General features: G+C 72.3%; 19 protein-coding genes and 1 CRISPR repeat array. Of the genes, 5 read left to right on the top strand and 14 right to left on the bottom strand.

What is annotated here, in order from left to right; genetic code table 11:
- Nucleotides 1-84 precede the first annotated feature (84 nt).
- Complete coding sequence (locus ACZ4QV_RS17995) at nucleotides 85-1,806, bottom strand: BCCT family transporter (protein WP_361581948.1); 1,722 nt, start codon at nucleotides 1,804-1,806, stop codon at nucleotides 85-87.
- Between the two features lie 188 nt (nucleotides 1,807-1,994).
- On the opposite strand from ACZ4QV_RS17995, the gene ACZ4QV_RS17990 reads away from it, so the two are divergent.
- On the top strand, nucleotides 1,995-3,119 hold the full coding sequence (locus ACZ4QV_RS17990) for a glycerate kinase (protein WP_361148852.1): 1,125 nt from the start codon (nucleotides 1,995-1,997) through the stop codon (nucleotides 3,117-3,119).
- Nucleotides 3,120-3,331: 212 nt separating this feature from the next.
- Here ACZ4QV_RS17990 and pssA read toward each other — a convergent pair whose 3' ends face one another.
- The 9 genes from pssA to ACZ4QV_RS17945 form a co-directional block, all read right to left on the bottom strand.
- Entirely contained in the window at nucleotides 3,332-4,186 is an 855-nt protein-coding gene (pssA, locus tag ACZ4QV_RS17985; protein ID WP_361148699.1) for a CDP-diacylglycerol--serine O-phosphatidyltransferase, read from the bottom strand.
- Nucleotides 4,173-4,820 carry a phosphatidylserine decarboxylase gene (locus tag ACZ4QV_RS17980; protein WP_361148697.1) on the bottom strand — a complete coding sequence of 216 codons (648 nt, stop codon included), beginning with the start codon at nucleotides 4,818-4,820 and terminating at the stop codon, nucleotides 4,173-4,175. The genes pssA and ACZ4QV_RS17980 overlap by 14 nt, the downstream gene beginning before the upstream one ends.
- A 169-nt stretch (nucleotides 4,821-4,989) precedes the next feature.
- Nucleotides 4,990-6,198: an acyl-CoA dehydrogenase family protein gene (locus tag ACZ4QV_RS17975; protein ID WP_361148695.1), complete on the bottom strand. Its 1,209-nt coding sequence runs from the start codon at nucleotides 6,196-6,198 to the stop codon at nucleotides 4,990-4,992.
- Between the two features lies 1 nt (nucleotide 6,199).
- Nucleotides 6,200-6,721 carry a MaoC family dehydratase gene (locus tag ACZ4QV_RS17970; protein ID WP_467763112.1) on the bottom strand — a complete coding sequence of 174 codons (522 nt, stop codon included), beginning with the start codon at nucleotides 6,719-6,721 and terminating at the stop codon, nucleotides 6,200-6,202.
- A 5-nt stretch (nucleotides 6,722-6,726) separates the two neighbouring features.
- Nucleotides 6,727-7,686, bottom strand: a complete 960-nt coding sequence (locus tag ACZ4QV_RS17965; protein ID WP_361148693.1) for an HpcH/HpaI aldolase/citrate lyase family protein — start codon at nucleotides 7,684-7,686, stop codon at nucleotides 6,727-6,729.
- Nucleotides 7,683-9,848, bottom strand: coding sequence for a protein meaA (locus ACZ4QV_RS17960; RefSeq protein WP_361148848.1), 2,166 nt, complete (start codon nucleotides 9,846-9,848; stop codon nucleotides 7,683-7,685). Before ACZ4QV_RS17960 ends, ACZ4QV_RS17965 begins: the two co-directional genes overlap by 4 nt.
- Nucleotides 9,730-11,067 carry a crotonyl-CoA carboxylase/reductase gene (gene ccrA / locus ACZ4QV_RS17955; protein ID WP_361148691.1) on the bottom strand — a complete coding sequence of 446 codons (1,338 nt, stop codon included), beginning with the start codon at nucleotides 11,065-11,067 and terminating at the stop codon, nucleotides 9,730-9,732. Before ccrA ends, ACZ4QV_RS17960 begins: the two co-directional genes overlap by 119 nt.
- A 441-nt stretch (nucleotides 11,068-11,508) precedes the next feature.
- Nucleotides 11,509-11,782: a CRISPR direct-repeat array (repeat unit 29 nt; unit sequence GGGACCACCCCCGCACGCGCGGGGACCAC).
- Between the two features lie 119 nt (nucleotides 11,783-11,901).
- On the bottom strand, nucleotides 11,902-12,708 hold the full coding sequence (locus ACZ4QV_RS17950) for a TetR family transcriptional regulator (RefSeq protein WP_208870156.1): 807 nt from the start codon (nucleotides 12,706-12,708) through the stop codon (nucleotides 11,902-11,904).
- 136 nt (nucleotides 12,709-12,844) lie between these two features.
- Complete coding sequence (locus ACZ4QV_RS17945) at nucleotides 12,845-14,713, bottom strand: 3-hydroxyacyl-CoA dehydrogenase family protein (protein WP_361148689.1); 1,869 nt, start codon at nucleotides 14,711-14,713, stop codon at nucleotides 12,845-12,847.
- 356 nt (nucleotides 14,714-15,069) lie between these two features.
- On the opposite strand from ACZ4QV_RS17945, the gene ACZ4QV_RS17940 reads away from it, so the two are divergent.
- On the top strand, nucleotides 15,070-15,696 hold the full coding sequence (locus ACZ4QV_RS17940) for a HEAT repeat domain-containing protein (RefSeq protein WP_361617839.1): 627 nt from the start codon (nucleotides 15,070-15,072) through the stop codon (nucleotides 15,694-15,696).
- Here the strand turns inward: ACZ4QV_RS17940 and ACZ4QV_RS17935 are convergent.
- Nucleotides 15,663-16,256 (bottom strand): GNAT family N-acetyltransferase, encoded by a 594-nt coding sequence (locus ACZ4QV_RS17935; RefSeq protein ID WP_361617837.1) that lies wholly within the window; start codon nucleotides 16,254-16,256, stop codon nucleotides 15,663-15,665. The genes ACZ4QV_RS17940 and ACZ4QV_RS17935 overlap by 34 nt on opposite strands.
- A 114-nt stretch (nucleotides 16,257-16,370) precedes the next feature.
- Here ACZ4QV_RS17935 and ACZ4QV_RS17930 point away from each other — a divergent pair, with 114 nt between their 5' ends.
- The gene (locus tag ACZ4QV_RS17930; protein WP_467763098.1) at nucleotides 16,371-17,282 is read left to right on the top strand and encodes a GNAT family N-acetyltransferase; all 912 of its coding nucleotides are present in this window, start codon (nucleotides 16,371-16,373) and stop codon (nucleotides 17,280-17,282) included.
- A 38-nt stretch (nucleotides 17,283-17,320) separates the two neighbouring features.
- On the opposite strand, the gene ACZ4QV_RS17925 is transcribed toward ACZ4QV_RS17930, so the two are convergent.
- Entirely contained in the window at nucleotides 17,321-18,349 is a 1,029-nt protein-coding gene (locus ACZ4QV_RS17925) for an Rv2578c family radical SAM protein (RefSeq protein ID WP_361148684.1), read from the bottom strand.
- 300 nt (nucleotides 18,350-18,649) lie between these two features.
- Between ACZ4QV_RS17925 and ACZ4QV_RS17920 the strand changes: the two genes are divergently transcribed.
- Nucleotides 18,650-19,096 (top strand): SRPBCC family protein, encoded by a 447-nt coding sequence (locus ACZ4QV_RS17920; RefSeq protein ID WP_361148682.1) that lies wholly within the window; start codon nucleotides 18,650-18,652, stop codon nucleotides 19,094-19,096.
- 269 nt (nucleotides 19,097-19,365) lie between these two features.
- On the top strand, nucleotides 19,366-21,852 hold the full coding sequence (locus ACZ4QV_RS17915) for an MFS transporter (RefSeq protein ID WP_467763097.1): 2,487 nt from the start codon (nucleotides 19,366-19,368) through the stop codon (nucleotides 21,850-21,852).
- Between the two features lie 88 nt (nucleotides 21,853-21,940).
- Here ACZ4QV_RS17915 and ACZ4QV_RS17910 read toward each other — a convergent pair whose 3' ends face one another.
- Nucleotides 21,941-22,789, bottom strand: a complete 849-nt coding sequence (locus ACZ4QV_RS17910; RefSeq protein ID WP_467763096.1) for a dioxygenase family protein — start codon at nucleotides 22,787-22,789, stop codon at nucleotides 21,941-21,943.
- A gap of 108 nt (nucleotides 22,790-22,897) precedes the next feature.
- Nucleotides 22,898-23,839, bottom strand: a complete 942-nt coding sequence (locus ACZ4QV_RS17905) for a helix-turn-helix domain-containing protein (protein ID WP_361148842.1) — start codon at nucleotides 23,837-23,839, stop codon at nucleotides 22,898-22,900.
- Between the last annotated feature and the right edge of the window lie 25 nt (nucleotides 23,840-23,864).

Here is a 23,864-nt window from a genome sequence, read left to right as displayed (position 1 = left end):
CCCCTGCACCCGTCCCCGCGCCCGTTCCTGCGCCCATCTCCGCAATCTCCGCTCCCGTCCCCGCGCCCGTCTCCGCTCCCGTTCCTACGTCCCCGTCGGCCCCTGCCCGGACGGTCCCGTGTCGTCCCCCGCCCGCTTGGAGACCGCCGCCCGCCGAAGCCGCGGGTGCCGGGTCGGACCCTGCTCGGTGATCGTCTCGCCGACGATGGCACGCACCGCGTTGCGCAGCCCGTGCATCGCGTGGTGCCGCGCCGGACCGGCGCCCGGGTCCTCCCGCAGTTCCTTCAGCAGCGCCCAGCACAGCGCCAGCATCACGAACACGAAGGGCAGCGCGACCAGGATCGTCGCCGTCTGGAGCGCGCCGAGCCCGCCGGCCACCAGCAGCACCGCGGCGACCGCGGCCATCAGGATGCCCCAGGTGACCACCAGCCACGTCCGCGGGTGCAGCGCGCCCCGGCTGGTGAGCGAGCCCATCACCAGGGACGCGGAGTCGGCGCTGGTGATGAAGTACGTCATGACCAGGATCATCGCCACCCAGGAGGTGACGGTCCCGGCCGGCAGCGCGCCCAGCATCCCGAACAGCGACGCCTCCGCGTCCTTCGCGTTGCTCGCGAGGTCGGCCAGGCCGCTGGCGTCCAGCCGGATCGCGCTGCCGCCCATCACGCAGAACCAGATCATCGTCGCGCCGCTGGGCACCAGCAGGACGCCGATCAGGAACTCCCGGACGGTGCGCCCGTGCGAGATCCGGGCGATGAACGTGCCGACGAACGGGGCCCAGGACAGCCACCACGCCCAGTAGAAGATCGTCCAGGTGCCGAGCCAGCTCGCGTCGGTGAAGGCGCCGGTGCGCGAGGCCATCGGCAGCAGATCGTTGAGGTAGCCGCCGACGCTCGCCGGGATGCTGTCCAGGACGTACACCGTCGGGCCGAGCACGAAGACGAACAGCATCAGCAGCGCGGCCAGCACGATGTTCAGGGTGGACAGCCACTTGACGCCCTTGTGCAGGCCGGAGAAGGCGGACGCCACGAAGGCGGCGGAGAGCGCGACGATGATGATCAGCTGGACCGCCGTGCTGTCCGAGGTGCCCGTGGTGAGCTGGAGGCCCTTGCTGACCTGGAGGGCACCGAGGCCCAGGCTGGTGGCCGTACCGAAGACGGTCGCGAAGACGGCCAGCAGGTCGATCAGGTGTCCCAGCCGCCCGCCGGCCCGCCGCTCGCCGATCAGCGGGACGAAGGCGGAGCTGAGCCGGTTGCTGCGGCCCTTGCGGAAGCCCGCGTAGGCCAGGGCCAGACCGACGATGCCGTAGATGGCCCACGGGGTCAGGGTCCAGTGGAAGAACGAGTACTCCAGCGCGGTACGGGCCGCGGCGCCGGTGTGCGCGGTGACGCCGCTGGAGGGCGGCGGGGTGACGTAGTGCTGGAGCGGTTCGCCCACACCGTAGAACATCAGGCCGATTCCCATGCCGGCGCTGAACATCATCGCGATCCACGCGAGATTGCCGAATTCCGGCTCCGCGTCGTCCTTGCCGAGCCGGATGCGGCCGAATCGGCTGAAGGCGATGAGGAAGCACAGGACGAGAAAGACGTCGGCGGCCACCACGAACAGCCAGCCGAAATTCCCCAGCACCCAATTCAGCGCGGCGTCGGTGACGGATTCGAAATTCTTTTTGCCCAGCGCCGCCCAGGCCACCACCGCGAGCACCGCGGCGACCCCGGCACCGACCAGGATCAGATCGGGCGGCGGATCGTGCTCCGCGTTTCCCGGCACGGAATTCGGCGTCGGCTCCTCGGACGTCTGCACGCTCATGGCGTCCCACTATGACCGGAAAAACGATGCTTCGCCGGGTTGGCGCGCCGACCGGGGCATCCGCTCCCTGTTCGCCGGAGCCCGCGCCGGATAGGGTCGCAGCGGCGCGACTGCCAGTTCGAAAGCAAGGGGAAACAGTGGCGGACGCAGCAAGGACACCGGCGGCAGACCGGGACCGGGCACCGCGGGTGCTGGTCGCCGCGGACAAATTCAAGGGCTCGCTGACGGCCACCGAGGTCGCCCGGCACGTCACCGCCGGACTGCGCCGGGCCGTCCCCGGCCTGACGGTGGAGTCCGTCCCGGTCGCGGACGGCGGCGACGGCACGGTCGCGGCCGCCCTGGCGGCGGGCTTCGCCCGGCACGAGGCACGCGTCACCGGCCCGGCCGGCGACCCGGTCACGGCCACCTTCGCACTGCGCGAGGACGGCACGGCCGTGGTCGAGATGGCCGAGGCCTCCGGCCTCCAGCACCTCCCCGAGGGCCGCTTCGCGCCGCTCACGGCCACCACGTACGGCACCGGCGAGCTGCTGCGCGCGGCGCTGGACGCGGGCGCCTCCACCATCGTCTTCGGCGTCGGCGGCAGCGCCACGACCGACGGCGGCGCGGGCATGCTCGCCGCCCTCGGTGCCCGCTTCCTGGACGCCGCGGGCACACCGCTCGCACCGGGCGGCGGGCCGCTGCGCGACCTGGCCACCGCCGACCTCTCGGGCCTGGACCCACGGCTCGCCCGTACGGAGGTGGTCCTCGCCAGCGACGTGGACAACCCGCTCACCGGGCCCAAGGGCGCCCCCGCCGTGTACGGACCGCAGAAGGGCGCGAGCGAGCAGGACGTCGCGGCGCTGGACGCGGCCCTGACCCACTACGCCAAGGTCCTGGAGACCGTGGTGGGGCCCCGCGCCGCCGAGCATGCCGCCGCGCCCGGCGCGGGCGCGGCCGGCGGCATCGGCTACGGGGCCCTGGTCGGCCTGGGGGCCGTCTTCCGGCCGGGCATCGACGTCATGCTGGAGGTGCTGGGCTTCGGCCCGGCGCTGGCCCGCGCCACCTTCGTCGTCACCGGCGAGGGCTCGCTGGACGCGCAGACCCTGCACGGCAAGGCCCCGGCCGGCGTCGCGGCGGCGGCCCGTGCGGCGGGCCTGGAGGTGGCGGCGGTCTGCGGCCGCCTGGCCCTGCCGCCGGAGGCCCTGGGCCGGGCCGGCATCCGCCGCGCCTACCCGCTGACCGACCTGGAGCCGGACCCGGCCCGTTGCATGGCCGAGGCGGGCCCGCTCCTGGAGCGGGCCGCGGAGGCGCTGGGGCGCGACTTCCTGCTCTGAGGCGCTTGCGTACGGTCCCGGGTGCCGACGTGCGGCCCGAGGCAGCGGCGTACGATCCGGGGCGCCGACCGACGGGCCAGGGGGCGCGACGCGAGGCTCACGGGACTCACGGCGCGCCCCCCCCGCGCCCGCGTGCACCCGGATACGACAAAAGGCCCCCGCCGAGCTGATGTGCTCGGCGGGGGCCTTTCCGGTCCGGGGACCGGACACCGCTACTGAATCTGTGCGCTGCGCGCCTCGCGGCGGTTGTCGCGGAAGGTGTTGACGCGGCGGGCCGTCGCGAAGACCGGGATCATCGCACCCAGCACGATCTGGAGGGAGCAGCCGGTCTGCAGCAGCATCTGGCCGCCGGGGGCGTCCAGCGCCCAGGCCGCCAGCATCCCCATGCTCAGCACGATCCAGCTGAGCATCGCCACCGCCAGCCGCCCCCGCGGCTTCGGGTACTCGACCCGGCTCACCATCAGCCAGGCCACCCCGATGATCGCCAGCAGCGTCGGCACGAAGGGCAGCTCCATCAGGACGATCGCGACGACGGTCAGCGCGCCGAACGGGCTCGGCATCCCCTGGAAGATGCCGTCCCGCAGCGTCACGCAGGAGAACCGGGCCAGCCGCAGCACCACCGCCAGCAGCACCACCACCGCCGCGACCACCGAGACCCGCTGGTGCGAGTCCGGGGCGACCATGCCCCAGGTGACGACGAAGTACGCCGGCGCCAGCCCGAAGCTGATCAGGTCGGAGAGGTTGTCGAGCTCGGCCCCCATCGCCGAGGCGCGCAGCTTGCGCGCGACGAGCCCGTCGAACAGGTCGAAGATGGAGGCCAGCAGCATCAGGATCACCGCCATGGCGGCGCTGTGCCGGGCCATCCCGCCGTCCTCGTTGCCCGTCAGGTGCGGGATCAGGACGCCGGTGGTGGTGAAGTAGACGGCCATGAAGCCGCAGATCGCGTTGCCGAGCGTGAGCGTGTCCGCTATCGACAACCGCGTCGACAGCGGCATGTCGTCGGCCGCGTCGTCCTCCTCGACCTCCGCGACCCAGCCGGGCTGCGTGTCGGGATCAATCACGGTCAAGGCGTGTCACCCCCGCGGTGGTGGCCTGGCCGACCTCGACCGCGGCCTCGACACCCGCCGGGAGGTAGACGTCGACGCGCGACCCGAAGCGGATCAGGCCGATACGCTCGCCCTGCTCCACCTTCGAGCCCTGGGGCACGTAGGGGACGATCCGGCGGGCCACGGCACCGGCGATCTGCACCATCTCGATGTCGCCGAGCTCGGTGTCGAAGTGCCAGACGACCCGCTCGTTGTTCTCGCTCTCCTTGTTGAACGCCGGGACGAACCCGCCGGGGATGTGCTCCACGGACGTCACCGTGCCGGCCAGCGGCGCGCGGTTGACGTGGACGTTCAGCGGGCTCATGAAGATGGCGACGCGGGTGCGCCCGTCCTTCCACGGCATGATGCTCTGCACCACGCCGTCGGCCGGGGAGATGACCCGGCCCTGAGCGATCTCCCGCTCAGGGTCGCGGAAGAACCACAGCATGCCCGCCGCCAGGGCGGTGGCGGGCACGGCGGCGACGGCCCAGCGTCCCGAGCGACGGGAACGGGCCAGGCTGACCGCTGCCGTCGCGACGGTCGGCAGAAGCCACGGCGACGCTCCGCGCGCGAGGCGGACACGACCGCGTTGTGCAGAGGATTGGCTGTGGGGCATGGATGACCTTCGTAGCGGAGGATGCCGCATATGCAATGGGGGACGGCGGCTTTCCCGGGATGGTATCGGTTGCGAGCGGCAACTGGCCAAGAGCCAGAGCCAATCCGTGGCCGAAGCGCGCTGACGGGGTGTGATCTTCGTCCTGAATAAAACACCCTAAATCGGACGTTCACCCCTGGATTCGGTACTCCTCCAGCAGTCGCCGACCGATGATCATTTTCTGGATCTCGGCGGTACCCTCACCGATGAGGAGCATCGGTGCCTCCCGGTAGAGGCGCTCGATCTCGTACTCCTTGGAGAAGCCGTAGCCGCCGTGGATGCGGAACGCGTCCTCCACCACCTCCTTGCAGTACTCGGAGGCCAGGTACTTGGCCATGCCCGCTTCCAGGTCGTTCCGCTGCCCGGAGTCCTTCTTGCGTGCGGCATTGACCATCATCGCATGGGCCGCTTCCACCTTTGTGGCCATTTCGGCAAGTTTGAACTGGATCGCCTGGTGCTGGGCGATCGGCTTGCCGAAGGTGTGCCGCTGCTGCGCGTACGAAACGCCCAGCTCGAAGGCGCGCTGCGCCACGCCGCAGCCGCGCGCGGCCACGTTCACCCGGCCGACCTCGACGCCGTCCATCATGTGATAGAAGCCACGCCCGGTCTCCCCGCCGAGGACCCGGTCGGCGGGGACGCGCAGCCCGTCCATGATCAGCTCGGTGGTGTCGACCCCCTTGTAGCCCATCTTGTCGATCTTGCCGGGGATGGTCAGTCCCGGCCGGACCTCGCCGAAGCCCGCTTCCTTCTCCACGAGGAAGGTGGTCATCGACTTGTGCGGCGCGGTGCCCTCCGGATGGCCCTCGTCCGTACGGCACAGCACCGCGACGAGAGTTGACGAACCGCCGTTGGTCAGCCACATCTTCTGACCGGTCAGTACATAATCCCCGCCGTCCGCCACCCCCTTGGACGTGATGGCCGAGACGTCCGAGCCGAGCGCCGGCTCCGACATCGAGAAGGCGCCACGGACCTCACCCGCCGCCATCTTCGGCAGGAAATGGTCCTTCTGCTCCTGCGTACCGTGCTGCTTGAGCATGTACGCAACGATGAAGTGGGTGTTGATGATGCCCGACACGCTCATCCAGCCGCGGGCGATCTCCTCCACCGTCAGCGCGTACGTCAGCAACGACTCGCCGAGGCCGCCGTACTCCTCGGGAATCATCAGCCCGAAGACACCGAGTTCCTTCAGTCCCTCGACTATCTGCGTCGGGTACTCGTCGCGGTGCTCCAGTTCGGTCGCGACCGGCAGAATCTCTTTGTCGACGAAGTCACGCACCGTCGAAAGGATTTCCCGCTGGATGTCCGTCAGGCCCTCGGTCCGTGCGAGGCGTCCGCTCATCTCACTTCTCCTTACGGGCCGGTTCCCGCAGCTCGGGGCGGCCCGGCTGCTCCCCGCCGCGCTCCTTGACGTATGTGGCGGTCGGCACCATCACCTTGCGCCGGAAGACGCACACCATGGTGCCGTCCTGCTTGTAGCCCTTGGTCTCCACATGGACGATCCCGCGGTCGCTCTTGGACCTCGACGGCGTCTTGTCGAGCACCGTCGTCTCGCCGTAGAGCGTGTCCCCGTGAAAAGTGGGCGCCACATGCTTCAGCGACTCGATTTCCAGATTCGCGATCGCCTTGCCCGACACGTCCGGCACCGACATCCCCAGCAACAGCGAGTAGACGTAGTTCCCGACCACGACATTCCTGCCGAAGTCGGTGGTCTGCTCGGCATAGTTGCTGTCCATGTGCAGCGGGTGGTGATTCATCGTGAGCAGACAGAAGAGGTGGTCGTCGTATTCCGTGACCGTCTTTCCCGGCCAGTGCTTGTAGACGTCCCCGACGGTGAATTCCTCATAGGTACGGCCGAACTGCATCGCGCTCACGCCTCCGGGGCTTCGAACTTCGAGGTACGGGTCATGCCGGCGGCGCGGCCCTTTCCGCTGACGACGAGCGCCATCTTGCGGCTGGCCTCGTCGATCATCTCGTCACCGAGCATCGCGGAACCCTTCTTGCCGCCCGCCTCGGAGGTGTGCCACTCGTACGCGTCGAGGATCAGCTCGGCACGGTCGTAGTCCTCCTGCGACGGCGAGAAGACCTCGTTTGCCGCCTCGACCTGGCCGGGGTGCAGCACCCACTTGCCGTCGAAGCCCAGCGCCGCGGCGCGCCCGGCGACCTCCTTGTAGCCGTCCACGTTCTTGATCTGGAGGTAGGGACCGTCGATCGCCTGGAGGTCGTTGGCGCGGGCCGCCATCAGGATGCGCATCAGGATGTAGTGGTACGCGTCCGCGCCGTAACCGGGCGGCTGCTCGCCCACGACCAGCGTCTTCATGTTGATGGAGGCCATGAAGTCGGCCGGGCCGAAGATGATGGTCTCCAGGCGCGGCGACGCGGTGGCGATGGCGTCCACGTTCACCAGGCCCTTGGCGTTCTCGATCTGCGCCTCGATGCCGATCCGGCCCGCCTCGAAGCCCATCGTCGTCTCGATCTGGGTGAGCAGCAGGTCCAGCGCGACGATCTGCTCGGCGTCCTGCACCTTGGGCAGCATGATGCAGTCCAGGTTCTGCCCGGCGCCCTCGACGACGGTGATGACGTCCCGGTACGTCCAGTGCGTGGTCCAGTCGTTGACCCGCACGACGCGGGTCTTGCCGGACCAGTCGCCGTTGTTCAGCGCGTCCACGATGGTGTGCCGGGCACCTTCCTTGGCCAGCGGCGCGCAGGCGTCCTCCAGGTCCAGGAAGACCTGGTCGGCGGGGAGGCCCTGGGCCTTCTCCAGGAAGCGCGGGTTGCTGCCGGGGACCGCGAGGCAGGAACGGCGGGGACGAAGGCGGTTGACAGTCACGCGGGGACCTCCAGAGGGTCGAGCTTGTTCGCGGTACGGATCTCGTCGACGATACGGCCGATGATCTCCGTGATACCGAAGTCCTTCGGGGTGAACACGGCCGCCACTCCGGCTTCCCGGAGGGCCGCCGCGTCGGCGTGGGGGATGATGCCGCCGACGATGACGGGGATGTCGTTGTCGCCGGTCTCGCGCAGCCGCCGCAGTACGTCCGGCACCAGCTCGGCGTGCGAGCCGGACAGGATCGACAGGCCCACGCAGTGCACGTCCTCGGCGACGGCCGCCGTGACGATCTGTTCGGGCGTCAGCCGGATGCCCTGGTAGACGACCTCGAAGCCGGCGTCCCTGGCCCGTACGGCGATCTGCTCCGCGCCGTTGCTGTGGCCGTCCAGCCCCGGCTTGCCGACCAGCAGCCGCAGCCGCCCGGTGCCCAGGTCGGCGGCGGTCCGCTCGACCTTGGCGCGGACCGCGGCGAGCGGCGTGCCCGCCTCCGCGGTGACGGCGAGCGGCGCGCCCGAGACGCCGGTCGGCGCCCGGAACTCGCCGAAGACGTCCCGCAGGGCCCAGGACCACTCGCCCGTGGTGACGCCCGCGCGGGCGCATTCGAGGGTCGCGGCGAACAGGTTGGTGTCACCGGCCGCGGCCTTCTTCAGCGCCGACAGGGACTCCTGCGCCCGCGCCTCGTCGCGGTCGTCCCGCCACCGGTGCAGCGCCCGCACCACGCCCGCCTCGTTGTCCGGGTCGACGGTCATGATGGCCGTGTCCAGGTCGGCGGTGAGCGGGTTCGGCTCGGTCGACTCGTAGCAGTTGACGCCGACGATCTTCTCCTCGCCCGCCTCGATCCGGGCCCGCCGCTCGGCGTGCGAGGAGACCAGTTGCGCCTTCAGGTAGCCGGACTCGACGGCGGCCATCGCCCCGCCCATCTCCTCGATCCGGGCCATCTCCGCCAGGCACTCCTCCACCAGGGCCGCGACCTTGCCCTCGATGACGTGCGACCCGGCGAAGATGTCCTCGTACTCCAGCAGGTCCGACTCGTGGGCCAGCACCTGCTGGATACGCAGCGACCACTGCTGGTCCCAGGGCCGGGGCAGGCCCAGCGCCTCGTTCCAGGCCGGGAGTTGTACGGCGCGGGCGCGGGCGTCCTTGGAGAGGGTGACGGCCAGCATCTCCAGGACGATCCGCTGGACGTTGTTCTCCGGCTGCGCCTCGGTCAGGCCGAGGGAGTTGACCTGCACGCCGTAGCGGAACCGGCGCTGCTTGGGGTTCTCGACGCCGTACCGCTCGCGGGTGATCTGCTCCCAGATGCGGCCGAAGGCGCGCATCTTGCACATCTCCTCGATGAACCGGACCCCGGCGTTCACGAAGAAGGAGATCCGCGCGACCACGTCACCGAACTTCTCCGGCGGCACCTGCCCCGAGTCCCGTACGGCGTCGAGCACGGCGATCGCGGTGCTCATCGCGTACGCGATTTCCTGCACCGGCGTGGCGCCCGCCTCCTGCAGGTGGTAGCTGCAGATGTTGATCGGGTTCCACTTCGGGAGGTGCGCCACCGTGTACGTGATCATGTCGGTGGTCAGCCGCAGGCTCGGTCCCGGCGGGAAGACGTGCGTCCCGCGCGAGAGGTACTCCTTGACGATGTCGTTCTGCGTGGTGCCCGACAGCTCGGCGATGTCGGCGCCCTGCTCCTCGGCGACCACCTCGTACAGCGCCAGCAGCCACATGGCCGTGGCGTTGATCGTCATCGAGGTGTTCATCTGCTCCAGCGGGATGTCCTGGAACAGCCGGCGCATGTCGCCGAGGTGCGAGACGGGGACCCCGACCCGGCCGACCTCGCCGCGGGCGAGGACGTGGTCCGGGTCGTAACCGGTCTGCGTCGGCAGGTCGAAGGCGACCGACAGGCCTGTCTGGCCCTTGGCGAGGTTGCGCCGGTAGAGCGCGTTGGACGCCTCAGCGGTGGAGTGCCCGGCGTAGGTCCGCATCAGCCACGGACGATCCTTGTGACGTTCGGTCATGTTGGTCCGTACTCTCGGGGTCCGTCCGTCCGGATCAGACGTTCCGGAACCGGTTGATGGCGTCGATGTGCCGCGCGCGCTTCTCCGCGTCGCGCACGCCCATGCCTTCCTCGGGTGCCAGCGCGAGGACGCCGACCTTGCCCTGGTGGAGATTGCGGTGCACGTCGTACGCGGCCTGCCCGGTCTCCTCCAGCGTGTACGTCTTCGAGAGCGTCGGGTGGATCTTGCCCTTGGCGATCAGGCGGTTGGCCTCCCACGCCTCCCGGTAGTTGGCGAAGTGCGAGCCCACGATGCGCTTCAGCGACATCCACAGGTAGCGGTTGTCGTACTCGTGCTTGTAGCCCGAGGTGGAGGCGCAGGTGACGATCGTGCCGCCCTTGCGCGTGACGTAGACGCTCGCGCCGAACGTCTCGCGCCCCGGGTGCTCGAAGACGATGTCCACGTCCTCCCCGCCGGTCAGCTCACGGATGCGCTTGCCGAAGCGCTTCCACTCGCGCGGGTCCTGCTCGTGCTCGTCCTTCCAGAACCGGTAGCCCTCGGCGTTGCGGTCGATGATCGCCTCGGCGCCCATCTTCCGGCAGATCTCCGCCTTCTGGTCGCTGGAGACCACACAGATCGGGTTGGCACCGCCGGCCAGCGCGAACTGCGTGGCGTACGAGCCGAGTCCGCCGCTGGCGCCCCAGATCAGCACGTTGTCGCCCTGCTTCATCCCGGCGCCGTTGCGGGACACGAGCTGCCGGTACGCGGTGGAGTTGACCAGCCCGGGGGCCGCCGCCTCCTCCCAGCTCAGGTGGTCCGGCTTGGGCATGAGCTGGTTGGACTTGACGAGCGCGATCTCGGCGAGACCGCCGAAGTTGGTCTCGAAGCCCCAGATGCGCTGCTCCGGGTCGAGCATCGTGTCGTCGTGCCCGTCGGCGGACTCCAGCTCGACGGACAGGCAGTGCGCGACGACCTCGTCACCGGGCTTCCAGGCGTTCACGCCGGGACCGGTGCGCAGGACGACGCCCGCCAGGTCGGAGCCGATGACGTGGTACGGCAGGTCGTGGCGCTTGGTGAGGGGGGACAGCTTGCCGTAGCGCTCCAGGAAGGCGAACGTGGAGACCGGCTCGAAGATCGAGGTCCAGACGCTGTTGTAGTTGACCGAGGAGGCCATCACGGCCACCAGGGCCTCGCCGGGGCCCAGTTCGGGCACCGGCACCTCCTCGATGTGGAGCGACTTGCGGGGATCCTTCTCCTTGGTGGTGAGGCCGTCGAACATGTCGGCCTCGTCCTTGTGCACGGTCACCGCGCGGTAGGAGTCGGGGAGGGGCAGAGCGGCGAAGTCTTCGCGGGTGCTCTCTGGCGCGAGGATCGCGTCAAGTATCTGGTTCACGGTGTGCCTCCGGCGAAGCCAGTCGAGGGAAACGGCTTGAGGGAACGTCGGGGGTGGTGCAGAGGCGGTGCCGTCGGTTCGGCTGAGGGTGTTCCGGCAGCGCTGGTGAGCGCGGTGAGGGTGCCTGTGACGCAGGCGTCCGGGCGGGCAGGCGCGAGTGGCTTGCTGGGACAGCCGGCACCCGGTGATCTTCCGCGCGCCGGCCGCCCGGACAACATCAACATATGACACCGCGTGCCAGTCGACAAGACACTGAGTGCCAACAATTTCTCTCAGATGTCACCTGGGGGGCACGCATGAGCGGCTTGCCTGCTGTCCGTAATGGCGAAATGTCGCCTCATAAGGGGTGTGCGACACCAGGCAGCCCTGACGCCGGTCGTGGCGTATGCCACCCCAGTGCCAGGGCTGCCGAGCTCTCCGGAGACGCCTGCGCGTTCCCCGGGGATCACACCCGCACGCGCGGGGACCACCCCTCCAAGGCCACGCCCTCGACGGCTCCCCAGGGACCACCCCCGCACGCGCGGGGACCACGGAGAGGCCGCGTCCGGTTCGGCTGTTCCGATGGGGACCACCCCCGCACGCGCGGGGACCACGGCCGGTGTGGTCGCCGGGTGTCCCGTCGGTGGGGACCACCCCCGCACGCGCGGGGACCACGCCAATGTCGCTTTGTGCGAATGCTGCGAACAGGGACCACCCCCGCACGCGCGGGGACCACAGGAGCTGACCTGCCCGTTCACCGGGCCGGATGCGGGTTTTTGCTCACTTTCGAGGGAACCGGCAGATCGACGCATTCGGGGCGCCAAGGCGAATGGCGCACGCCAAAAGTTCTCCTCGTCACCGCTGCTTGAGGGCCTTCTCGATCGTGCGCATGACCTCGTCCAGCGGCGCGTCCGTACGGGCCACGGTGACCAGCACCTCGCCCTGCTTCGCGGCCCGTGCCGGGGGCTCCTGGTGGTCCCCGCCCAGCCCGCGGCCCGCGCCGATCCCCGTGCCGAAGGTGGCGCGGACAATCCCGAAGGCGTGGTCGAGCTGTGCCTCCACGTCGCCCTCGGCGCCCGCCCGCAGCCAGCGCCGCAGTACGTGGTTGTGCGCGGTGACGACCGCGGAGGCGGCGACCTCGGCCAGCAGCGGGTCGTCGTCGCCCTCGTGGTGGGCGCCCTCGTCGAAGTGGCCGAGGAGGTAACGGGTGAAGAGCCGCTCGTAGCGGGCCACCGAGGCGATCTCGGCCTCGCGGAGGGTGGGGACCTCCCGGGTCAGCCGGTAGCGCGCCACGGAGACGGCGGGGGACGCCGCGTACATCCGCATGACTTCCTTGATGCCGCGGCAGACCGTGTCGAGCGGGTTCTCGTGCGCCGGCGCGGCGTCCAGGACGGCCTCGGCCCGTACGAGGGTGTCGTCGTGGTCCGGAAAGATCGCCTCTTCCTTGGAGCGGAAGTGGCGGAAGAACGTGCGGCGGGCGACGCCGGCCGCGGCCGCGATCTCGTCCACCGTCGTCGCCTCGTAGCCCTTGGCAGCGAACAGTTCCATCGCGGCGGCCGCCAGTTCGCGGCGCATCTTCAGGCGTTGGGCGGCGGCCCTTCGGGTGCCGGGAGTGGTGGCTTCGGATCCGTCGGACGGCTGCGTACGGGCGGGCTGGGACATGTGGGGACGGTACTGCATATTCCCGCGGCCTGCGGCATCAGCCGTCGCACGGGCCCCTTCGCGCGGGCGCGGGCCGCCGGAGGGTTCCAGCAGCCCGCCCCATCCGCCGCCCGTGGGCCGGGCCGTCCGCCACGCGTCAGCGCCGGGCGTACTCACGGAAGCCGCGGCCGGTCTTGCGGCCCAGGCAGCCCGCCGCGACAAGGTGCTCCAGCAGCGGCGCCGGCGCCAGCCCGGGGTCGCGGAACTCGGCGTGCAGCACCTTCTCGATGGCCAGCGACACGTCCAGGCCCACCACGTCCAGCAGCTCGAACGGGCCCATCGGGTAGCCGCCGCCCAGCTTCATCGCGGCGTCGATGTCGTCCGGGGTCGCGTAGTGCTCCTGGACCATCTTGACCGCGTTGTTCAGGTACGGGAACAGCAGCGCGTTGACGATGAACCCGGCGCGGTCCCCGCAGTCCACCGGGTGCTTGCGGACCTGTGCGCAGACCGCGCGCACGGTCGCGTGCACGTCGTCCGCGGTCAGGACCGTCCGCACGACCTCCACCAGCTTCATCGCCGGCGCCGGGTTGAAGAAGTGCATGCCGATGACGTCCTGCGGGCGGGAGGTGGCCCGCGCGCAGGCCACCACGGGCAGCGAGGAGGTCGTCGTGGCCAGCACGGCGCCCGGCTTGCACACCTTGTCCAGCGCGGCGAAGAGCTGCTGCTTGACGCCCAGGTCCTCGGCGACCGCCTCCACCGCCAGATCCACGTCGGCGAAGGCTTCCAGCGACCCGGCGGCGGTCACCGCGGCGAGAGCGGTGTCGCGCGCCTCGGCGGTCAGCCGTCCCTTGGCCACCGAGCGGTCCAGGGACGTGGCGACCCGCCCCTTGGCCGCCTCGGCCTTCTCCAGGCTGCGGGCCGCCAGCACCACCTGGAAGCCGGACTTGGCGAAGACCTCCGCGATCCCGCTCGCCATCGTCCCGGAACCGGCCACCCCGACGCTGCGCACCGTGCGCCCGGTGTCCAAGTCGTGGGTCGCGGTGGGCGTCCGGTCGTCCGGCACGATCCCCGCGCTGCCCGGCGCCTCGTACGTGTAGAAGCCGCGGCCCGCCTTGCGGCCGGTCAGCCCCGCCTCGGCGAGCTGGCCCAGGATCGGCGCCGGTGCGTGCAGCCGGTCGCGGGAGGCGGTGTACATGGCCTCCAGGACCGTACGCGCGGTGTCCACGCCGATCAGGTCCAGCAGCGCCAGCGGGCCCATGGGCAGGCCGCAGCCCAGCCTCATCGCGGCGTCGATGTCCTCGCGGGTCGCGTACCGGGACTCGTACATCGCGGCGGCCTGGTTCAGGTAGCCGAACAGCAGCCCGTCGGCGACGAAGCCGGGCCGGTCGCCGACCGCGATCGGGTCCTTGCCCAGCTCCCGGGCCAGCTCGGTGACGGCCGTGACGGCGGTCGGCGCGGTCAGGACGGAGGAGACCACCTCGACCAGCTTCATGGCCGGCGCCGGGTTGAAGAAGTGCAGGCCCAGGACGCGTTCGGGGTGCGCCGAGTCGGCGGCCAGCCGGGTCACGGACAGCGCGTTGGTGCCGGTGGCGAGGACCGCGTCGGGCCGCACGATGCCGTCCAGCGCGGTGAAGACCTGCCGCTTGAGCTCGTACTCCTCCGGCACGACCTCGATGACGAGGTCGGCCTCGGCGGCGGCCTGGAGATCGCGGAACGTACGGAAGCGGGCCAGCGTGTCCTGCCGTTCGCGCTCGGTGACGCGCTCCCGGCGCACGGCCCGTGCGGTGGACGCCTCCAGCGCCGCGACGGCCCGGCGGGCGGCGGCGCCGTCGATGTCGATGCCGATCACCTCGCGGCCCGCGCGGGTGAGGATCTCGGCGATGCCGGTGCCCATCGTGCCCAGACCGACGACGGCCACGGTGGCGATCCGGGGCGGCCCGGCAGGCGAAGAGCCGGTGGAGGAGGTGGAGACCTTGGGGACGGTGGAGACATCGGTTGAGAGGTCAGGGGTGGACTTACGGTCCATCGCGAGACTCCAGAGAGTGGATCCCGTGCGCAGGGTCCCCGAGGAGCGGAGCCCGTGAGCGCAGGCGGGAAGTGACGACTGAGGAGGGGCCGGGCACCTGGGCAAGAGGCAGGTACGAGGCGGGTGTTGCGGCGGCGGGCCCTGTCCCGGGGCCGCGCCGCGAGCGCCGTGCTGGACGCCGAACCGACTGCACGCTGTGGCGGCTGCGTCACCAGGCCGCCCGGGCAGGGGTGCTGCCCGTGCCCAGCAGATTAACTCGCCGGTAACCAGGAGCGCCAGGGGTGGCGCGGGGATTTAGGCTGTGGCCCGGGCCACGTCGGACGTACCGTGAGGAATCCGCCGGAGGGGAGTGGCAAATGGAAGATGAATTCCACGAGTTGACGGACCGGGTGCGGGCCGAACTCCGCTCCCCGCAGGACCTCGTCGCGTACGAAAGGCTCCTCGGGCTGGCCCGCAAGAACACCACGGCGGGGCGCGAGGAACTGGCCCAGGTGCTCACCGCTGTCGAGCGCCCGCTGTGGGCCCGCGAGATCGCCGCGTTCATCCTCGGGGCCGCGGGCGACCGCCGCGCCTTCGAGACCCTCGTCCTGCTGCTCAACTACCGCGACCCGGTACGGTGCGCCACCGCCGCCCACGCCCTCGGCCGCCTCGGCGACCCCCGCACCGCCCGCGCCGCCGCCGCGCTCGCCACCAACCCGCTGCGCACCGCCTACGCCCTGCACCCGGTCCGCCTGCTCGCGGAACTGCGCGCCCCCGAATCCGTACCGGCCCTGATCGCCACCCTGGAACGCCTGCTCACCGCGCACAACCCGTACTGGCGCGTGGCCCTCGCCTGCGTCGAAGGGCTGGGTGCCCTGGGCGACCGCCGCGCGGTCCCCGCCCTCACCGCCGCCCGCGACCACCCCCGCCTGGCCGCCGCGGCAGCCGCCTCCCTGGCCCGCCTGGGCGTTCAGGAGGAGCCGGAGGGGCGGGCCGGGCCCTGAGAGCCCGCAGCGGGCGCGTCGGCGGGCGGTAGGGGCCGCCGGTAGCGCACCTCGGGTACGGCGACGCCCGCGACCTCGTACGCCTCCTCGGCGCCGTCGGCCCGGAAGCCGGCGCGCTCGTAGAAGCGCCGGGCGCGCGCGTTGCCCTTGAGCACCCACAGACGCAGCGCACGGAAACCGTTCCGCCCGGCGCGCGCCAGGCAGGCGTCCGTCAAGGCGCGCCCGATACCCGTACCGATGCGCTCCGGAGGGAGATAGAGGGCGTACAACTCGCCTTCGGACGCCGGGGGCGGCGGTGCTCCGTCCTCGGCCCGGGCCGGCCCGAAGGCGGCCCAGCCGATCAGGGTGCCGTCCTGCTCCGCCACGAGGTTGACCACCTCGGGCGGCGCCGCGGCGAAGAACTCCCGGCGCGCGGCGGCGTCCTCGGCGGCGCTCAGCCCGTCCAGGTACGCCTGCGGCATCAGCCCCGCGTAGGCGGTCTGCCAGCCGCGTACCCGGATGGCCGCCACGGCGTCGATGTCGGCCTGTTCCATGTCCCGTATCCGTATCGGTTCCGCCATGGCCGACAGATTAGGCTCCGGAGTTCTTCGGCCACCGGTCATTTACCGGCACCGGCCGCGAGGAGCGCACGCCCACCCCAATTCGGGTGCGCGGAGCCGGCGCGGTGGTGTGGGATGCGAGGCATGGCGGTGGTGGTGCTGGGCAAGCCGGGAGTCGACGGGTTGGACGAGGCGGTGGCCGCCCTGCGGGAGTGGCAGGACGACCGGGCGCCGATGCAACTGCATCCGGGGGACCTGGGCTGGTTCCGGCGGTTCGGCGCGGCGGCGACGGCCGCGGCGGTCCGGACCTGGAGCCGGGACGGACGGATGCTCGCCGTGGGGCTGCTGGACGGCCCCGGGCTGCTGCGGCTGGCGATCGCGCCGGACGCCCGGCGCGACGGGGAACTGGCGCGGCGGCTGGCCGAGGACGTGACCCGCCCGGAGCGCGGCGTCCTGGCGGCGGGGAAGGCCCGCGTCGACGCACCGGCGGGCGCGCCGCTCCATGATCTGCTGGCCGAGGACGGCTGGGGCACCGCCGAGCCGTGGACGCCGCTGCGTCGCGACCTGGCGCAGCCGGTCGAGGACCCGGGCGTACGGATCGAGGTGGCCGGGCCGGGGCAGGCGTCCGTACGGGCCGCCGTGCAGCGGGCGGCGTTCGACGGGTCGACGTTCACGGACGGGAACTGGCGCGCGATGGCGGCCGGGACGCCGTACACCGACGCCCGGTGCCTGGTCGCGTACGACGACCGGGGCGACGCGGTGGCGGCGGTGACGGTGTGGTCGGCCGGCCCGGGGAGGCCGGGGCTGCTCGAACCGATGGGCGTGCACGCGGAACATCGCGGTCGCGGCCACGGCAAGGCGATCACCGTCGCCGCGGCGGCCGCCCTCCGGCACCTCGGCTCGTCGAGCGCGGTCGTCTGCACCCCGAGCTCCAACGCGGGCGCCGTCGCCACCTACACGGCGGCCGGATTCCGGCGGCTCCCGGAGATCCGGGACCGGTACCGGGACGAGAGCCGAGACGGGAGCAGGGAGGGGATCCGGGACTGATACCGGGGCCCCGCCGAGCACCGTGACCGGTCCGCGGCTCAGAGCAACGCCAGTTGGGTGTGTCCGGGCGCGGTCGCGGCCCCCGGGGCGGCGTCGGCCGCCGGTACCGGGATGCGCCGGGACTCGCCGGGGCGGGCGGGGCCGATACCGTGTTCGGCGGCCAGTTCGTGGACCTGGCGGGTGATCCGGCGCTGATACCACTTGGGGGCGTACGCGCCGTCGGCGTACATCCGCTCGTAGCGGCGGACCAGGTACGGGTGGTGCCGTGCCAGCCACGCCAGGAACCACTCGCGGGCGCCCGGCCGCAGGTGCAGGACGAGCGGGGTCACGGAGGTGGCGCCGGCGGCCGCGACGGCCCGGACGGTGGCGCGCAGCCGCTCGGGGGAGTCGCCCAGGAAGGGGATCACCGGCGCCATCAGCACCCCGGCCGGGATGCCGTGCCGGGCCAGGGTGCGGACCACGTCCAGGCGGCGTTCCGGCGCCGGGGTGCCGGGCTCGACGGTGCGCCACAGCTCCCGGTCGACGAACCCGACCGAGACGGAGACGCCGACGTCCGTCACCGCGGCGGCCTGCCGCAGCAGCTCCAGGTCGCGCAGGATCAGGGTGCCCTTGGTGAGCACGGAGAACGGGTTGGCGTGGTCGCGCAGGGCCCGCAGGATGCCGGGCATGAGCTGGTAACGGCCTTCGGCGCGCTGGTAGCAGTCGACGTTCGTGCCCATGGCTATGTGCTCGCCGCGCCAGCGTGGCGCGGCCAGCTCGCGGCGCAGCAGGTCGGGCGCGTTGACCTTCACCACGATCTGGGAGTCGAAGCCCAGTCCGGTGTCGAGGTCGAGGTAACCGTGCGTCTTGCGGGCGAAGCAGTACACGCAGGCGTGGGAGCAGCCGCGATACGGGTTCACCGTCCGTTCGAACGGCATCCGGGACGCGCCGGGCACCTGGTTGACGATCGACCGGGCGCGTACTTCGTGGAAGGTGATCCCACGGAATTCGGGGGTGTCGACCGTGCGGCTGACGACCTCCGTGCCGAAGAGGGCGGCGGACTGTTCGCCCAGATTCTCCCAGCGCATCGCGCTTCCTCCTGAGTCCCTCGGCCCCCCGGGTGGTGTTCCTGCGTCTCCTGCGATTCCGGCCGGGCTCCCGGGGCCGTGTGGGGCCCGGAAGCGCGGTTCGAACGCGATAATAGAACATACGTTCGCTCGATGTGTGTCAAACCGTCCCGGGCGCGCCGCCGGGCCGGGAGCAGGCAGGGCGACCGCGGCGTTGCGGGGGCCCGGCCGCGCCTAAGGTGGTGGTCCTGCGGCACGGCGCGGCGCCGGTACGGCCCGCGGGCCGCGGGAACAGCAGACGAGCACCGGAGGAAGAGACACATGGGCCAGGTCGAGGCCAGTACGCAGCGCGAGATCGCGGCGGACCCGGAAGACGTGTTCGACGCGCTCGCCGACTACAGCGGTACGCGTCAGAAGCTGCTGCCCGGACACTTCAGCGAGTACGAGGTGCGCGAGGGCGGCGACGGCAAGGGCACCCTCGTCCACTGGAAGCTCCAGGCCACGAGCAAGCGGGTGCGCGACTGCCTGCTGGAGGTCGACGAGCCGACCGACGGCCAGTTGGTGGAGAAGGACCGCAACTCCTCCATGGTGACGACCTGGGTGGTCACCCCGGCTGGCCAGGGCCGCGCCAACGTCGTCGTCACCACCACCTGGCAGGGCGCGGGCGGCGTCGGCGGTTTCTTCGAGCGGACCTTCGCGCCCAAGGGGCTGGGCCGCATCTACGACGAGCTGCTCGCCAACCTCGCCAAGGAGACGGAGAAGAAGTGACCCGGCGCTGACGCCGGGGGACCGGGCGGTGCCGCGCCCCCGGGAGGGGCGCGGCACGCTCACCGGTTCGGGTGGTTTCCGTCGGCCCGCCGTCCGTGCCGGAACGTACCGCCACCTCCGGGAAACGCCTGATGGGCGCCGGACGGGCGTCCCCGGAACCGCAGTTGGCCCCCGTGCCGCCCCGTCCACCGCCGCTCGCCGCGCTTGAACGCCGTTGTCCCCGATGCGAGAAAGGGGCGGCGGCGCAGGCGTGACGAGGGGAGCTTTACGTGGGCGGTACCACCCTGACCGAACAGGGGCGGTGGGCGGCGGCACCGGACATCCGTCCGGCCTGGGCGGAGGACGGCGGCCCGCCGGGCCCCCGCGGGGCGCCGGTCCTCCTCTCCGGGCTGCTGACGGCCCTGCTGCCCGGCGCCCTCGGCGCGACGGTCGCCGTCACCGCGCTGCCGCGGATCGCGGGCGACCTGCGCGGCCCGGACACGGTGTCCTGGGTGGTGACCGCGTACCTGTTCGCCGCGGCGGCCGGTCTGCCGCTGCACGGCAAGCTCGGTGACGCCTTCGGCCGCAAAGCCGCCCTGGTCCTCGCCGCGGCCCTGTTCACCGCCGGCTCGGTGCTGGCCGGCCGGTCGCACTCCCTGGGGGAGCTGACCGCTTTCCGTGCCCTCCAGGGGGCCGGGGCCGGGGGGCTGCTGATCGGTGTGCAGGCGGTCGTCGCGAGCCTCGTACCCACGCGCCTGCGTGGCCGGATCATGGCGGGGGCGGGCGCCGCCTGCGGACTCGCCTGCGCAGCCGGGCCGTTGCTCGGCGGTTACTTCACGGACCACGCCTCCTGGCGCTGGTGCTTCTTCTCCGGTGCGCCGTTCGGCGTCCTGGCGCTGCTCGTGGCGGCGTTCGTGCCGAGGCTGCCCAAGCCTGCCGTACGGGGCCGACTCGACCTGGCGGGGCTGCTGTTGCTCGCGGCCTTTGCCACCTGCCTCGCGCTGACCGTGAGTTGGGGCGGTACGGAGTACGCCTGGACCTCGCGGGTCGTCGTCGGCCTCGGGCTGGGCGCGCTCGGCACCGCTCTGCTGTTCCTCGCCGTCGAGTACTTCGGCACCGACCCGCTGCTGCCGCTCCGCCTCGTGCGGGACACGGTGTTCGCCGTTCCGGGGCTGGTCGGCGCGGCCCTGGGCGTCGCCCTCTTCGGCGCCGCCGGGTACGTGCCGACCTTCCTGCCGGTGGCCGACGGCGCGTCACCGGCCCGTTCGGGCCTGCTGATGCTGCCCGCGACGGCCGGTCTCGCGCTCGGCGCGGTCCTCTGCGCTCACCTCGCCCGCCGTACCGGCCGCCACCGCGCGTTCCCGGTCCTGGGCTGCGCGCTGGCGGGCGGGGCGGTGTGGCTGCTGTGCCGGGTGCCGCAGGACGCCGGGCAGCCCGTGCACGGCCTCGGGACGGGACTGCTGGGCCTGGGCGTCGGCTGCGTACTGCCGGTGCTCGTGCTGGCCGTACGCGACTCCGTACGGCGCGCCGGGCCCGCCACCGTCACCCCTGGCGGCACGGGAACCCACACCACCCTCCGGCAGCTCGGCGGCTGCGTCGGCGCGGCGCTCTTCCTCACCTTTCTCGCCGACCGGCTCGCCGGGCACTCCGGTACCGGCCTGCCGGGGGCCGCGCGGCACGCCGCCGAACCGGAGTCACTCGTCCCGGGATTGCTGGGCGCCCTGCCCGCCGTGCTGCGCGACAGCCCGGCCGCGGCCTACGCGCACACCGTGCCGCGCGTCCTCCTCTACCTCCTGCCGGTGCTCCTTCTGGGCCTGCTGCTCGCCGTCCTCCTGAAAGAGAAATCCCTGGTGACCCACGCCTCGCCCGTCCCGCCCGTCCCGATCCCCCCGCCCGCCGGGCAGCGGGACGCGCTCTCCGTGCCGCAGGCCCGTACCGAGGCGGCGGTGCCCGGCCCGCCGGAGCGTCCGGAACCGGACCGCACGCCGCGGGCACCGGCCGCCGCCGACCCGTACGTGCCCGCCGTCCCGATGAGCGGCACGGTCCGCCACCGCGACGGCAGCGCGGTCCCGCACGCCGCCCTCACCCTCGTCGGCACCGACGGCCGGCAGGTGGCGCGCGGCGCGACCGGGGCGGACGGCCGGTACGCGCTGAGCGCGCCGGGCGCCGGTGCGTACGTGCTGATCGCCGCCGCCGGCGGACACCGGCCGCAGGCGGTCGCCGTCACGGTCGGTGAGCGGCCGGTCGGGCTCGACCTGCTGCTCGGCGGCGCCGGACGGCTGTCCGGCGCGGTCACCACGGCGGACGGCACGCCGGTGCGCGACGCGGCGGTCACGCTCACCGACGTGCGCGGCGAGGTCGTCGCCACCGGGCGCAGCGGGCGTGAGGGCGGCTACGTCCTGACGGAGCTGGTGGCCGGCGAGTACACCCTCGCCGCGAGTTCCCCCGCGCACCGACCCGCCGCCCTGCCGGTCACCGTCGAGTCGGCCCGGGAGACCCGGCAGGACATCGAGCTGGCGGGCGGCGCGGTGCTGCGCGGCACCGTACGGTCCGGCGGCGGGCGACCCGTCGAGGACGCCCGGGTCACGCTGCTGGACGCGGCCGGCAACGTGGTGGACTCCGCGGCCACCGGGCCGGACGGGCTGTTCCGTTTCGTCGACCTGTCGGCGGGCGAGTACACCGTCGTCGCGGCGGGCTATCCACCGGTGGCGACGGTCCTCCAGGTCACGGGCGGCGGCCGTACCGAGCGCGACCTCCAGCTCGGGTACGGGGACTGACCGGCCGCTCGCCCGGCCGGTGCCGGCCCCACGGGCCGGCACCGGCCTGCCCGGCCCGGGTACGCGGGCCGGACACCGGTGTCCCGGATCAGGTGCGGCGCCACAGCGCCGGAACGGCCGGCGGCTCCCATCCGGCGCGCGCCGTGTGCGGCTGGAGGCACGCGTACGTGGCGCCGCCGTAGGTGACCTGGTCACCCGCGCGGTAGTCGGTCCCGGCGGACCAGGTGCCGCCGGGCGGCTCGGTCGGCTGGCCCGTCGGTGTGGGGGTGGTCCCGCCGCGCACCCGCAGGACGAAGTCGAACGAGGCCTCCTTGGCCGACCCGTTCTGCCGTACGTTCATCAGCAGCGCGGGGTTGAAGATCGGGTCGGTGTTGTTGCGCGGCTCGCCGGGGAAGTACAGCTGCGTGGTGAGGATCGGCTGGTTCGGTGCCTGGAGTTTCACGTGCAGGTGCCGGGTGCGGCCCGGGTAGAGGCCCGGCACGATCGTGGTGAGCTTGAACGCGCCGCGCTGGTCGGTGAACTGGTGCCCGCGGAAGCGGAACCCCACGTTGTCGTACGCGCCGTTGACGTCCGCCTGCCACCAGTCCAGCAGCACGTCGGCCAGCGGCTGGCAGGTCAGCCCGAAGACGAACCCGCTCACGGTGAGCCGGGTGCCCTGCGTACCGGGCTGTATCAGGGAGTCCCGCAGAGGCGAGTTCGGTTTGAAGTAGGGGCCTTCCGTCTGCGGCGGGGTGGGGTCGTCGCCGTCGTCGCAGTACGGGGTGGGGGTGAGCGGACCTTCGGAGGGCTTGGTGTCGCGGGCCAGGGCGACGCCGCCGAGCAGCATCGGCAACGGCACGGCGGCGACAGCGGCCTTGAGCACGTTCTTGCGGCTGATCCGTCTGCGCGGACCGCCGTCCTGCACCGGCTCGGTGCCTTCTGTGCGTTCGTCGTCCATCGGGCGCTCCTGTGAGCAGGGGGGAAGGGCGGGGCGGCGCCGGTCACGGGGGTGACAGCGGGAGCCGGGGCCGTCCTCGCCTCGGGGGCTGGCTGACGGCGACAGACGCTATTCGGGCCGTCGCGGCGCTGCGATGGACTCGGCACCGGGGTCATGGTGAATTCCTCCGGTGTCTCCCGCGGCCCGGCGGAAGTCGCCGGGACTCAGGCCCGTCTCCCGGCGGAAGAAGCGGCAGAAGTACGCCGGGTCGCCGAACCCCACCCGGCGGGCCACCTGGGCCACCGTCAGCTCGGAACCGGACAGCAGCCGCTTGGCCTCCACGGTCTGCGCGTGCCGGATCAGCCGGCCCGGGGTCCGGCCGGTGCCGCGCTTGACCAGTTCGGTCAGATGCCCTACGGAGACGCCCAGTTCGTCGGCGTAGGACCGCACGGACCGGCCCAGGGAGCCCGGCCGCGCCAGCAGCCGGGTGAACTCCCGGGCGACCAGGGCGGACCGGCCGGACACGAAGTCCGTACGCCCGGCGCGGGCGTCGCCGGTACCGGGTGCGCCGTCCGGGCCCGGCGCGCCCTGCGGTACGGACATCCGCAGCGCGCGGGCGATCAGGATGTGCAACTGCGCCTGGAGCACCGACGTGAACGACGGGGCCCGCTCGCCGTACTCCCGCAGCATCTCGCCGACCAGGCCGGACAGCCGCGCCGCGTCGTCGGGGCCGGGCCGCAGCCACGGGCGTTCGCCCAGCCGGGCCAGCGCGTCCCGGTCGCCGGGGTGGGCCAGCAGGAAGTCGTCGGTGAACAGGACCACCCAGCCGCGCAGGCCGCGCACGCGGTCCCAGTAGTGCACCTGGCCCGGTGTGATGAAGCACAGGTGGGGCGGGCACAGCGGCCGGCGGTCCTCGTCGAGGACGTGGGTGCCGGTGCCGCCCGTCACGTACACGATCTCGTGGAAGGAGTGCCGGTGCGGGAAGCCGGCCCGGGAGAGCGGGCCGATGGTGTCGAAGGAGCCGATGGCGAAGGGCAGCAGGTGGGGGGCGGGCACGTCGAGGCGGTGCAGGGGTACGGGGCCGTCGGCCTGGTCG

Source organism: Streptomyces sp. NPDC026394, from assembly GCF_055567735.1.
The sequence above is the reverse complement of the archived record's forward strand: the minus strand, read 5'-3'. Positions and strand labels throughout refer to the sequence as shown.